This window comes from Polynucleobacter tropicus (assembly GCF_013307225.1).
Taxonomy (GTDB): Bacteria; Pseudomonadota; Gammaproteobacteria; order Burkholderiales; family Burkholderiaceae; genus Polynucleobacter; species Polynucleobacter tropicus.
This window is the reverse complement of sequence record NZ_CP028942.1, coordinates 1,099,701-1,111,475: the sequence shown is the minus strand read 5'-3', so window position 1 is coordinate 1,111,475 and position 11,775 is coordinate 1,099,701. Positions and strand designations below refer to the sequence as shown.

Sequence of the window (11,775 nt, the reverse complement as noted above, 5' to 3'; positions counted from 1 at the left end):
TCAGACTATGAAAACGACTTTCCTGGATTTTGAGCAGCAAATCGCCGAATTAGAGTCAAAGATTGAAGAGCTGCGTTTTGTGCAAGATGAATCATCGGTGGATATATCCGATGAGATCAAAACGCTTTCTGAAAAGAGTCTGCAGCTCACTAAAGATGTTTATGCCAATTTAACTCCATGGCAAGTCTCTCAGGTTGCACGACATCCGCAAAGACCATATACATTAGATTACGTAGGCGCATTATTCACAGATTTCCATGAATTACATGGCGATCGCACTTTTGCAGATGATCAATCCATCATCGGTGGCCTAGCGCGTTTTGATAATCAACCTTGCGTGGTGATCGGTCATCAAAAAGGTCGAGATACAAAAGAACGCGCATTACGCAACTTTGGTATGAGTCGCCCTGAGGGTTATCGCAAGGCAATGCGCTTGATGCGTCTCGCGGAAAAATTTGACATTCCAGTATTTACATTTGTTGATACACCAGGCGCTTTTCCTGGAATTGATGCGGAAGAGCGCAATCAATCCGAAGCAATTGGACGTAACCTCTATGTACAGGCCGAACTAGAAGTTCCAATCATTGCCACCATCATTGGTGAGGGTGGTTCTGGTGGTGCTCTGGCGATTGCGATGGGTGATGTGGTCTTGATGCTGCAAAACTCTACCTATTCTGTGATTTCCCCTGAGGGCTGTGCTTCGATTTTGTGGAAGACTGCAGATAAAGCCTCGGAGGCAGCTGAGCAATTGGGCTTAACCGCTCAACGCTTAAAAGCGCTTGGTTTGATTGATAAGATTGTTGCCGAGCCTATTGGCGGCGCACATCGTGATTACGATGTGATGATGGGCAATATGCGTAAGGCGCTTGCTGAATCTCTTAAAACTTTTGATGGAATGAAAACCGATGCTTTACTTGAGCGTCGCCATGAGCGTTTAATGAGTTATGGCAAGTTCAAGGAAGTTGCAGCCAAGTCCTAAATCACCAAAACGAATTGCGGTTGCTCTTAGTGGCGGCCTCGATTCCGTGGTGTTGCTTGATACGGTTTGCAGATCGCAAGCCAAGAGCAAAAATCCCGCCCTAGAAATCTACGCTTTTCATATTCATCATGGCTTGCAGAAGCCAGCAGATGATTGGCTGCTTTTCTGTGAAAAGCTTGCGAAAAAATATCAAATTCAATTCGATTTTCGATTGCTGCATCTTGGAGATCAAAAGAGTGGTGGCAATATTGAAGGTCGAGCTCGCAAGGCGCGGTATGAAGCTTTGGCTGAGCTTTGTGAGCAATATGGAATCGGTGATTTGCTCTTGGCGCACCATCAAAACGATCAAGCGGAGACCGTTCTCTTGCAACTACTGCGAGGATCGGGTGTCGCTGGACTATCTGGAATGCCAAGTACCCGCGATCTGAAGGCGCCAAATAAGCAAATTACTTTATGGCGACCGCTACTTAATCAAAGTCGCGCTGAATTAGAGTCTTACGCGAAAGAGCATAAGCTCAAGTGGGTAGAGGATCCAAGCAATCAGGATGACGTATTTAAACGCAATGCCATTCGTAAACAAGTTATTCCTCGATTAGAAAAACTTCAACCAGAGGCAGCTGCAAATCTTGCGAGAAGCGCCGCCTTGATCGGTGAGTCTCAGGTCTTATTGGATCGCTTAGCTCAAATTGATGGCAAGAATATTTACGAAGAAGAGGCTATTGCTATAAAGCCATTAAAGACTCTGGCAAAGCTTGATTCACCAGCTGCAAATAATGTATTGCGTTATTGGCTAAAAACCAAAGGACTTGCTATGCCTTCACAAGAGAGACTTGGTGCTTGGTGGCATGATCTTGAGGTGGTAAAGTCAGATGCGCAGTTGGAGTGGATGCATGACGGGCAAACTATTCGGCTTTGGCGAGGACAGTTGCAGGTAGCCGAAAATCAAACAGGGCAATGGGTGTTTAAATCCATTCCTAGTAAGAGTAAAAAACCAGGATTAAGTGCCGTTTGGATAAAGGCGGCTCAAAAGGATGGACTAATCTCCACTAAGGCGAGATCAGGCGCTGAAAAATTGCAGGTCAAGGCAAATGCACCGCGCAGAACCCTCAAAAATCTATTTCAAGAGAATGATGTTCCCCCATGGCAGCGCCAAGCGCCATTGCTATATGTTGATGAAGTGCTAATTGCGGTCGCCGGGGTAGGGGTGAGCTACCCATATTTGGTTCATTCAGGGTCTAGGGTTTGGCCAGAGTGGCAGCAGACGGCAAACTAGGGTGTAAAACCCTGTAAAATATAGCCTTTTTAGACTATCAGGAATTACATTCCTGCTTAACAAACGGCAAACAGTTTTTATGGCTCTTATTGTTCATAAGTATGGTGGCACCTCGATGGGTTCAGTTGAGCGCATCGCGAACGTTGCAAAGCGTGTTGCTAAATGGATGCGCGCTGGCCATCAAGTGGTGGTTGTGCCATCTGCTATGTCAGGCGAAACCAATCGCTTGCTAGGGTTGGCAAAAGAAATCAACCCAAATCCAAGCCCTCGTGAGCTTGATCAAATTGCCTCTACAGGCGAACAAGTCAGTTCTGGTCTATTGGCATTGGCATTAATGAAAGAGGGTATTGATGCGGTTAGTTATGCCGGTTGGCAAGTAACCGTTTATACGGACTCATCTTTTACTAAAGCGCGTATTAAAAGCATTGATAGCAAAAAGATTTTGAATGATCTGAATGCTGGTCGCGCAGTTGTTGTTACTGGTTTCCAAGGTGTGGATCCGGAAGGGAATATCACCACATTAGGTCGTGGCGGCTCTGATACATCTGCAGTGGCTATGGCTGCTGCGTTAAAGGCGGATGAGTGCCTTATCTACACAGACGTAGATGGTGTGTATACAACTGACCCACGCGTTTGCGAAGATGCGCGTCGCCTAGATAAAATTACCTTTGAAGAGATGCTTGAGATGGCAAGCTTAGGATCAAAGGTATTGCAAATTCGCTCTGTTGAGTTTGCTGGTAAGTACAAAGTTAAAACCCGTGTTCTGTCATCACTGACAGATCCATTGATGCCCTTAGACCAAGAGATGAAGTCGGGCACCTTGATTACATTTGAAGAGGATAGCACTATGGAAGCCGCCGTTATTTCCGGAATCGCCTTTGCACGCGATGAAGCGAAGATTACCGTACTCGGAGTTCCTGATCGCCCAGGTATTGCATATCAAATCCTAGGTCCAATCGCCGATGCGAATATTGATGTCGACATCATTATTCAGAATCAATCAGTTGAAGGTAAAACTGATTTCACATTTACTGTGCCACGCGGTGATTATCAAAAAGCCTTGGACATTCTTAAGGGAACTGTGCAGGCGCATATTGAAGCGAAAGAGATTTCAGGTGATCCTAAAGTTTCTAAGGTATCTGTTGTTGGTGTTGGTATGCGTTCGCATGTTGGAATCGCAAGCAAAATGTTCCGCACCTTGTCAGAAGAGGGCATCAATATCCTCATGATCTCCACTAGTGAAATTAAGATTTCTGTCGTGATTGATGAGAAATATATGGAATTGGCAGTACGTGCCTTGCACAAGGCGTTTGAGTTGGATCAGAAGTAAACCCCTTAAAAGGTCAATAAAACCCCTCAGAAGCGGTTATCCGTTAAACTGTGGGGCGCAGTAAAAAGTACGGAGACGTGGCCGAGCTGGTCGAAGGCACTCCCCTGCTAAGGGAGCATCGGGGCTAAAACTCTGATCGGAGGTTCGAATCCTCTCGTCTCCGCCAGTACTTTTCAAATAAACCCAGTAAATCTAATGATTTTCTGGGTTTTTTGTTGTCTACAGAAATGTCATAAGTTATTGAAAATAAACAAAAAAATAGAAATTATTAAATTATTTGTTGCTTAGCAGCAAATAAATGTTGCAATACAGCAAAAAGTTTGGAACAATGGTGCATCGCAACAAAAAACGTAACCACATTCTTAAAGGATTAACCATGTTCCAGAATCAATTAAACGATCAAATCGCTCAAGCTCAAGCTAAAGCTGTTGAGAATGCAAAACATTTGGCACAAGTAGCAGTTGAAAGTGCTCAAGAGTTGGCAGAAATCAACCAAGCTGCTGCTAAAGATGCCTTGGCTGCCGCACAAGATGCTAGCTCACAGTTGTTGGCTATCAAAGATCCACAGCAATTGTCTAAATTGGCTCAACCAGAAGCTGCTCAAGAAGCTGCTAAGTATGCTGCTGCATACCAAGCTAAAGTTAACAAAGTTGTTCGCAACGGTAACAAAGAAGTTGCTCAAGTTGTTGATGCTTCTATCGATGATGCACGTGCTGACTTAGTTAAGTTTGTTAAAGAAGCAACCAAAACTGCTCCTGCTGGTTCTGAGGCATTTGTATCTGCATTCAAAACTGCATTCGAAGCTTCTATTCAACAATTCGACCAAGTTCGTGCAACTGCAACTGATGCATTTGCTACTTTCGAAAAGAATGTTGATGCTGCATTGGCTAACTTTCAAGGTCAATACGCTGTAGCTAAGCCAGCCGCTAAAAGCCGTAAAGCTGCTTAATTAGTATTTTGCTTTAAAAAGAAAAACCGCCTTCGGGCGGTTTTTTGTTGCTTCCGAGAAATCAAATAAGGGCTAGGAGCCTTTGCTATCAAGGTTTAGTAAGCCACTCCATCCACGGCCTTCAAGTATCCTTGAATGTATTGCGGTGGAATGTACACAACTGTTGTAACCCCAGCTTTAGAGCCAACTTTGAGCTCAAAACCATTTTTCATGTTTTGTTTCAAGAATGCATCAGTCACTTTGATGGAAAGTAATTCTTTAAACATGCAACCCCTGGATTCACAAAGTCCAGCTTCCTTAGAGACTACTTTAAAGTTGCTTGCTGGACCATTAATGAGGCTTGCAGAGTTGTAGTCACGAACTTGATTGAAGTAGGTGAGGTGTACTTGAAGCTCATAGGTCTTCATGCCTTGCTGAGTTTCAGCGGTGCGTAGGTTAAACATTTCATAGGTATTGGCTTCATCCATCGTATTGATGGATGGGCCTAGATATGTTTTGCCGCCCGTTGCGGGATTTGGGGTGACGGTAGTGGATTGATACACATCATTAACTTCCCATGAGCTGATCTTTTTATCGTTATTGGCGCAAGCGCTTAGACCCAGAGCGATTGAAGTGAGTAAAACAAGTTGTGCAAGACGGTACATATTTATAGCTCCTTAGTTCCCCAAATCATACTATTGCCGTGACCCCAATGGCTTTCTTGGTCATTTGCCTAGCTACTTTTTTACTGCATTCATTAAAACAACCGCGTTTATTAGGGTTTGTCATGATGAAATTACTACACTTCACAACTTCACAAGTTGTGAAGTTGTGATATAGTCTTGGAACTGGGGGATGAAATGAAAAGACAAACACCGAAAACACATCAGGCTTTGGAGTGGGTAGGGAAGGGCATGAGCGCAGCTCAGGCCGCTAGAAAGATGGAGATTTCAGAATCCAGTGTGTATGCAGCCCTCAGAAAAACGAGGGCGAAAGATATGGGTTGCTGTCCAACATGTGGTCACAAAATAAGGAACTGAGATGAAAAAAACTTTATTAGCAGGTGTAACAATTTCACTTGCAGCATTTGCATACGCAAGCACATCGTCTGATTCATCTGCGCTAGTTAGTCAACAGTGCAAGATTTCCGCTGAGGCCGTATCTACATTAAAGGGCTTGCAGTATGGAAACACATCCATTCGTAAGGATGTAGCAGGCTTGATTGATCGCCACCTTAAGACGCCAGAAAATAAAGAGATGGCTTATAAGAAGTTGAACTTGATGGTGGATGATAAGTCTAGTAACGCAGCGACACTCGAGTCTAAGTACTGCTCATAAGCATAATTAAGAAGTTATATGACTCAGGTAGCAGAATGCTCTGAGTGTGGAAATGCTCGCGCCTTGTTTGGCAGTTGCCCTCATTGTGGATCATCCGCATCCCCAATTTTGGCTGTAGATGTAGTTGAATTAAATATTAAACATGGTAATCCAAGCGTTGAGGATGCGTTAAATATTCTTGCGGTAAAGATTCGCGAACTGCAAGAGCTTGGAATTAAGGCAATCATATTGATTCACGGATACGGCTCATCGGGTGAGGGCGGACATATTAAGCGAGCCATTCATGAGGCGCTTGAGCTAAATTATTACGCAGATCGAATAGACGAGTATTTTTACGGAGAAAATGTGCCGTATGGAAGTCCTGCCTATCATGAGTTAATGAAGAAGCGACCCAGCCTTAAGCGGTATTTGAGACATTTCAAGGCTTCTAATGCCGGAATAACTGTGTTGCTACTGGGGTCTGGCTACAGAAATGCTTAGAATAGATGTGAATAGAGGAATAATCATGACAGCAAAAAAAGCAGAGCAAGCAGATCAACTCGTCGATGAATTCAAATCCCTGGTTGCGGATGCAGAGGCTTTAATTAAGGCAACCCAAGATCATCCAAGCGAAACCATTGGTAACTTGCGTAACAAGGCGTTGGAAACTATTTCGGGCGCAAAAGAAAAGATTTCTAGCTTAGAAAGTGATTTGGCCGATAAGGCAAAAGTTGTGGCTGCGGGGGCGGATGATTTCGTACATCGCAATCCTTGGGAGGCGATTGGGGTGGCCGCCGGATTGGGTCTATTAATTGGTTTGTTTATTCGTCGACGCTAGGCATTTATGTCCCAAGAAAACTTATTATCCTCAATAAAAAATCTGGCGGCGACTGGTGCATCGATTGCGCAAACACGCTTAGAACTACTCTCGGTTGATGTGCAAATTGCCAGAAGTAAATTTTTGCAATCTCTAGTCATGATCGTATCGGCATTATTTTTTTTGTTCTTTGGGCTGGTAATGCTTGCGCTGTTGATCGTGATCTATAGCTGGGAGTCGGATCGCATCTTGGCGCTTAGTATATTGACGGGTGCTTTCATCTCAATCGGTGTTATTTTGGCTGTATTTGTTATCCAGTCTTTGCGCACCATGCCGAAACTTTTTGAGGCATCTATTGCTGAGTTAGCAAAAGATGCCGAAGAATTAAACCGCTAATCTATGAATCAAAAGCTAAAAGGCCTATTGCTAAGGCGTTCTGAGTTGCAAATGCTGTCTCAGAAAGAGCGACTTGAATTTTCAAAGCATTTTGAGCCCTGGGAAAAGCCCTTATCATGGGCTGATAAGGGTATTGATGCATTTCATTTTGTTAAAGACAATCCCTTGCTATGGACTAGCGCTTTCGCAGCTTTAGCGCATTACAAGCCTAAATTGGCCAGCAAGGTTTTGGCTCTTGGCTGGGGTGCTATAAAAGTGTTGAAGGGTGCTAAAAAGTTAGCTTAGGTTTCAGTTGAACTAACTACTCGCACTTACCGCATCTACTACAGGTATTTGAAAATAGCATGAGTAATTCAAAACCTTGGATTAAAAATTATCCCCCTGGTGTCGATCCAGAAATTGCTCCGCTTACATATTCATCTTTAGCGGAATTCTTTGAAACGGCATTTGACCGGTTTGGCAGTCGCAAAGCTGCTGAATCAATGGGTAAATCTTTTACTTACCGGCAGATAGATCATTTATCAAAAGACTTTGCATCTTATTTGCAGAGCTTGAACTTAGAGAAGGGTGCACGTATTGCCCTGATGTATCCAAATGTCATCGAATATCTAATTGCGATGATTGGCGTGTTGCGGGCTGGTTACGTAGTAGTAAATATCAATCCTTTATATACAGCACGCGAGCTAGAGGCGCAGCTACTCGATAGTGGGGCAACCGTACTAGTCTTAATGGAAAATTTTGCTCACACCTATGAGCAAATTGCGACTAAGACCTCCGTAAGTAAAGTAATCGTGAGTAGTCCCGGTGAATTAATGGGTCTTAAAGGTTACGTCATTAATTGGGTCGCGCGTAATGTCAAACGGCTTGTCCCAAAATGGAATATCGACCATATTGGCTTTAAACAGGCACTCGAAATTGGGCAAAAAAGATCATTTGATCAGCCTGCTATTGAATTATATGACATTGCCTTTTTGCAATACACCGGTGGAACTACTGGTATTTCTAAGGGCGCAGTATTGCTTCATAGAAATATCCTGTCAAATGTGGCGCAAATTGAAATGTGGTTGAATCCAGGGCTCAAGAAGGCGGATCAGCAATTACAATTTTTATGTGCGCTGCCGATGACGCATATCTTTGCATTAACTGCTTGCGCATTTCTTGGGATGGCAAAAGGTGCCATGCTTATTTTGGTAGCCAATCCTCGAGATATTGATGGATTCATAAATTTGCTTATCAAGCATCCCAAAATCAATATCTTTCCTGGTGTGAATACTTTGTTTCATGCGCTGATTCACCGACCAGAGTTCAAAAAAGTGAAATTTACTAATTTACTGGTAACGATCGGCGGTGGCATGGCTGTTCATCGTAAGACTGCTGATCATTGGCAGGCTATAACAGGGTGCCCAATTGCTCAAGGGTATGGTTTATCAGAAACCTCGCCGGTTGTTTGTGTAAATAGTCCGCTAGAAACTCATTTCACGGGACATATTGGCCCTCCGATGCCTAGTACGGACGTAGTTATCTTGGATGATGATGAAGTTCAGTTGCCCGATGGTACTCCAGGAGAGATCTGTATCAAAGGGCCTCAGGTGATGGCTGGCTATTGGAATAAGCCTGAAGAGACGGCGCACTGTATGACGGCTGATGGATACTTTAAATCTGGTGACATTGGTCTCATTACCGAAAGCGGACATATCCAGATCGTGGATCGCAAGAAGGACATGATTGTTGTCGCTGGATTCAAAGTGTTCCCAAATGATGTTGAAGATGTCTTAGCGCAAATGCCTGGTGTGCGAGAGTGTGCAGTAATTGGCGTCCCGCATCGCAAGCTAGGCGAGATTGTTAAAGCATATGTCGTCAAGTCTGATCATCATTTGACGGAGGCAGATGTCTTGCAATATTGCAAAGATACGCTTACGAGTTACAAGAGACCCAGGAAGGTAGTGTTTGCACACGAACTTCCTAAGTCCAATGTAGGAAAGATATTGCGTCGAGAACTCCGAAATCTCTAATCCGCTTTAATCATCTCTTGGGTGTCTTGCCAATGATTTTTGGTGCCCGCAGGAAATCAAAATCAACACCTTTATCTGCTTGGGTAACGGTATCAAGGAATAATTTCTTGTAGCCGCGTTCAGCCGTTGGCTCGACCGCTGGATTTTCCTTAGCACGCTTCGCTAGTTCTTCATCGCTAATCAGTAAGCTAATTTCACGATTTTTAACGGAGAGGCGAATGCGATCACCATTGCGTACATAGGCAAGAGGGCCACCGATTGCGGATTCTGGAGTAACGTGCAAAACAATAGTTCCAAATGCAGTGCCACTCATACGACCGTCAGAAATACGCACGATATCTTTAATACCAGCACGAGCTAGTTTTAAAGGAATGGGGATGTATCCCGCTTCAGGCATACCAGGGGCACCCTTAGGGCCAATGTTTTTGAGCACCAATATATCTTCTGCTGTGACATCTAAATCTGGGCTATCGATACGATTTGCTAAGTCCTCTGCGTTCTCAAATACCACGGCACGACCCTCATGTTCCATGAGTTTCTCATTAGCGGCTGATTGCTTAATGATTGCACCACCAGGAGCTAGATTGCCATGGAGGACTGCAATACTGCCTCTTGGATAAATGGGGTGATTAAATTTACGAACGACATCTTGTTTAAAACTAGGTGGACCTGCATCGATCTCTTCACCCAAGGTTCTGCCTGTAACGGTCATTGCATTGAGCTTGAGAAGTGGCTTGAGTTCACGCAGCAAAGTACTCATGCCGCCTGCATCATGGAAGTTCTCCATATAATGATCGCCTGATGGTTTGAGATCCAGTAGTACTGGGGTTTCATCTCCCATTTTATCTAGAGCATCAAGATCAATCTCTAGGCCCATGCGTCCAGCAATCGCTGCTAAGTGAACAATGCCATTGGTTGATCCGCCGATTGCTAATAGAACACGCATAGCATTCTCAAAGGCATCCGCTGTCAGAATCTTGTCGATGGTTAAACCATCTTTGGCCATTTGCACGGCTCTAGCCCCTGTCTCTTCCGCAATGCGAATACGATCGGCTGTCACTGCTGGTGGCGATGCTCCGCCGGGTACGGTCATACCAAGCGCTTCAGAAATACAAGCCATCGTACTTGCTGTACCCATTACAGAGCAAGTGCCAACGCTGGCTACCAGCTGATCATTTACTTCATCTTTTTCGACTTCATCAATCTCACCGGCTCTAAACTTGCCCCAATATCGACGGCAGTCTGTACAAGCCCCCACACGTTCACTGCGGTGAGAGCCAGTCAACATAGAGCCGGTAATGAGTTGAATGGCGGGTAATCCAGCAGACGCTGCGCCCATCATTTGCGCTGGCACAGTCTTATCGCAACCCCCAATCATGACAACTGCATCCATGGGTTGTGCGCGCAACATCTCTTCAGTGTCCATTGACATCAAGTTACGTAGGTACATTGATGTAGGTGATGAGAAGCTTTCATGAATGGAGATCGTTGGAAAGTCCATCGGCAATCCACCAGCCAACATAACGCCACGTTTCACCGCTTCAATGAGTTGCGGCATATTGCCGTGACAAGGGTTGTAAGAGCTACCAGTATTAATAATGCCAATGACCGGTCGATCTAACGCGCTATTTGTATAGCCAGCACCTTTAATAAATGCCTTGCGCAGAAATAAGGAGAAGCCTTTATCCCCATAGCTGGTTAAGCCTTTACGTAGACCGCTTTCTGGAGTGGATTTAGGGTCCTTTGGTTTTGAGGTCATATTTGTCTCGGTATAAGTCTAATAATTATGTTTTGTTCAATTGTAGCGATACCAGTATTAATCTATCTATGGGGTTCCACCCCAGCGGTATTGCCAAGAAATACCTACTGCGTTGTAGCTAGTGTCGGTACGTGAGTAGACTCCTTTGCTACCGCTTAGACGAATAGAGTTGCTTTTATCTATTGGGTAAGACAAGGTGCTACCAAAACGCCAGTTCTCTTGACTACCACTTGCAGGCAAGCCATTGACATAGGTTTGACCGCCCGTGAAATATGTTGCATCAGCAGAGATCCATGCCGCATTAGGAAAATAGTAAATTACATGGGTCTCGCCTGAGTAGATTGGATTTTGCGAGAGAGTATTGTTGCCCATGAAATTATTATTGCTTGTATAGATGGTTGCCATACCCGCAAGCTCTAATCGCCATGGACCAACTGCTTGAGAGAGTCCCGCTGCAGGCTGAATGAGCGATCGATTGGCCCCCACATTAATCATCTGATTGCTGTTGTATTGCCCCCAGGGAATAGATGCGGCAATACTGGCGCCAATAATTAAATCTTGTCGGTAGTTTGCGAACTCACTGTTGGTAAGCGCAGGAGCACCATATAAGTTGACCGATGCTTTGATGAGTGGGTCAGATAGACCCTCTGCAGAAGCATTAATTGTTTGTGCGCCCACTTGGCCAGTGCCAGTCAGCTCAGCATAGGGCAGAACCAAAGTGAGTCGTCCTGATTGGCCTACTGCATCAATTACATGGGTAAGACTTAATGCTTGAGTATTAAGGGTGTATGAACCACTTTTTGCTTGAGCGAGACCACCAGTGAGAAAGTTCATGCCTATAGGCGCATTGGAGTACGCGCGCGCTTCAATTTCTTGACCATGCGCATTAATCGAAGTGAACGCCAGTAATACAAGCCCAACTTGAAAAATTAGAGACTGAAATGATGACCAGAATCGGGTCATC

13 protein-coding genes and 1 tRNA gene are annotated in these 11,775 nt (G+C 44.5%); 11 read left to right on the top strand and 3 right to left on the bottom strand.

Annotated features, from left to right (window positions below; genetic code table 11):
* Window positions 1-7 precede the first annotated feature (7 nt).
* The 5 genes from DCO17_RS05765 to DCO17_RS05745 all read left to right on the top strand — a co-directional run bounded on the left by DCO17_RS05765 (window position 8) and on the right by DCO17_RS05745 (window position 4,531).
* Window positions 8-979 carry an acetyl-CoA carboxylase carboxyltransferase subunit alpha gene (locus DCO17_RS05765; RefSeq protein ID WP_173955810.1) on the top strand — a complete coding sequence of 324 codons (972 nt, stop codon included), beginning with the start codon at window positions 8-10 and terminating at the stop codon, window positions 977-979.
* Complete coding sequence (tilS, locus tag DCO17_RS05760; protein ID WP_173955809.1) at window positions 945-2,252, top strand: tRNA lysidine(34) synthetase TilS; 1,308 nt, start codon at window positions 945-947, stop codon at window positions 2,250-2,252. Before DCO17_RS05765 ends, tilS begins: the two co-directional genes overlap by 35 nt.
* A gap of 79 nt (window positions 2,253-2,331) precedes the next feature.
* Entirely contained in the window at window positions 2,332-3,582 is a 1,251-nt protein-coding gene (locus DCO17_RS05755; protein ID WP_173955808.1) for an aspartate kinase, read from the top strand.
* Window positions 3,583-3,653: 71 nt separating this feature from the next.
* Window positions 3,654-3,748 (top strand) — tRNA-Ser (locus tag DCO17_RS05750).
* 132 nt (window positions 3,749-3,880) lie between these two features.
* A complete protein-coding gene (locus tag DCO17_RS05745) occupies window positions 3,881-4,531 on the top strand; it encodes a phasin family protein (protein ID WP_254598717.1) in 651 nt (216 codons plus the stop codon).
* Between the two features lie 95 nt (window positions 4,532-4,626).
* On the opposite strand, the gene DCO17_RS05740 is transcribed toward DCO17_RS05745, so the two are convergent.
* On the bottom strand, window positions 4,627-5,175 hold the full coding sequence (locus DCO17_RS05740) for a hypothetical protein (protein ID WP_173955807.1): 549 nt from the start codon (window positions 5,173-5,175) through the stop codon (window positions 4,627-4,629).
* A 376-nt stretch (window positions 5,176-5,551) separates the two neighbouring features.
* On the opposite strand from DCO17_RS05740, the gene DCO17_RS05735 reads away from it, so the two are divergent.
* From DCO17_RS05735 to DCO17_RS05710, 6 genes are read left to right on the top strand one after another with little or no spacing between them, the layout of a single operon-like run.
* The gene (locus tag DCO17_RS05735; protein WP_173955806.1) at window positions 5,552-5,848 is read left to right on the top strand and encodes a hypothetical protein; all 297 of its coding nucleotides are present in this window, start codon (window positions 5,552-5,554) and stop codon (window positions 5,846-5,848) included.
* Window positions 5,849-5,866: 18 nt separating this feature from the next.
* Window positions 5,867-6,328 (top strand): DNA mismatch repair protein MutS, encoded by a 462-nt coding sequence (locus DCO17_RS05730; RefSeq protein WP_173955805.1) that lies wholly within the window; start codon window positions 5,867-5,869, stop codon window positions 6,326-6,328.
* A 25-nt stretch (window positions 6,329-6,353) separates the two neighbouring features.
* Window positions 6,354-6,665 (top strand): ElaB/YgaM/YqjD family protein, encoded by a 312-nt coding sequence (locus DCO17_RS05725; protein WP_173955804.1) that lies wholly within the window; start codon window positions 6,354-6,356, stop codon window positions 6,663-6,665.
* A 6-nt stretch (window positions 6,666-6,671) separates the two neighbouring features.
* Complete coding sequence (locus DCO17_RS05720; protein WP_173955803.1) at window positions 6,672-7,040, top strand: phage holin family protein; 369 nt, start codon at window positions 6,672-6,674, stop codon at window positions 7,038-7,040.
* A gap of 3 nt (window positions 7,041-7,043) precedes the next feature.
* Window positions 7,044-7,325, top strand: coding sequence for a YqjK family protein (locus DCO17_RS05715; RefSeq protein WP_173955802.1), 282 nt, complete (start codon window positions 7,044-7,046; stop codon window positions 7,323-7,325).
* 59 nt (window positions 7,326-7,384) lie between these two features.
* Window positions 7,385-9,052: an AMP-binding protein gene (locus DCO17_RS05710; protein ID WP_173955801.1), complete on the top strand. Its 1,668-nt coding sequence runs from the start codon at window positions 7,385-7,387 to the stop codon at window positions 9,050-9,052.
* A gap of 10 nt (window positions 9,053-9,062) precedes the next feature.
* Here DCO17_RS05710 and DCO17_RS05705 read toward each other — a convergent pair whose 3' ends face one another.
* Complete coding sequence (locus DCO17_RS05705) at window positions 9,063-10,811, bottom strand: IlvD/Edd family dehydratase (protein WP_173955800.1); 1,749 nt, start codon at window positions 10,809-10,811, stop codon at window positions 9,063-9,065.
* Between the two features lie 66 nt (window positions 10,812-10,877).
* The gene (locus DCO17_RS05700) at window positions 10,878-11,774 is read right to left on the bottom strand and encodes a transporter (RefSeq protein ID WP_173955799.1); all 897 of its coding nucleotides are present in this window, start codon (window positions 11,772-11,774) and stop codon (window positions 10,878-10,880) included.
* Between the last annotated feature and the right edge of the window lies 1 nt (window position 11,775).

Bases quoted from the DNA above. Each gene is read 5' to 3' on its own strand.
- tilS (WP_173955809.1), top strand. From the start codon at position 945: ATGGCAAGTTCAAGGAAGTTGCAGCCAAGTCCTAAATCACCAAAACGA.
- DCO17_RS05745 (WP_254598717.1), top strand. From the start codon at position 3,881: ATGTTGCAATACAGCAAAAAGTTTGGAACAATGGTGCATCGCAACAAA.
- DCO17_RS05755 (WP_173955808.1), top strand. From the start codon at position 2,332: ATGGCTCTTATTGTTCATAAGTATGGTGGCACCTCGATGGGTTCAGTT.
- DCO17_RS05710 (WP_173955801.1), top strand. From the start codon at position 7,385: ATGAGTAATTCAAAACCTTGGATTAAAAATTATCCCCCTGGTGTCGAT.
- DCO17_RS05735 (WP_173955806.1), top strand. From the start codon at position 5,552: ATGAAAAAAACTTTATTAGCAGGTGTAACAATTTCACTTGCAGCATTT.
- DCO17_RS05705 (WP_173955800.1), bottom strand. From the start codon at position 10,811: ATGACCTCAAAACCAAAGGACCCTAAATCCACTCCAGAAAGCGGTCTA.
- DCO17_RS05765 (WP_173955810.1), top strand. From the start codon at position 8: ATGAAAACGACTTTCCTGGATTTTGAGCAGCAAATCGCCGAATTAGAG.
- DCO17_RS05720 (WP_173955803.1), top strand. From the start codon at position 6,672: ATGTCCCAAGAAAACTTATTATCCTCAATAAAAAATCTGGCGGCGACT.
- DCO17_RS05715 (WP_173955802.1), top strand. From the start codon at position 7,044: ATGAATCAAAAGCTAAAAGGCCTATTGCTAAGGCGTTCTGAGTTGCAA.
- DCO17_RS05730 (WP_173955805.1), top strand. From the start codon at position 5,867: ATGACTCAGGTAGCAGAATGCTCTGAGTGTGGAAATGCTCGCGCCTTG.
- DCO17_RS05700 (WP_173955799.1), bottom strand. From the start codon at position 11,774: ATGACCCGATTCTGGTCATCATTTCAGTCTCTAATTTTTCAAGTTGGG.
- DCO17_RS05740 (WP_173955807.1), bottom strand. From the start codon at position 5,175: ATGTACCGTCTTGCACAACTTGTTTTACTCACTTCAATCGCTCTGGGT.
- DCO17_RS05725 (WP_173955804.1), top strand. From the start codon at position 6,354: ATGACAGCAAAAAAAGCAGAGCAAGCAGATCAACTCGTCGATGAATTC.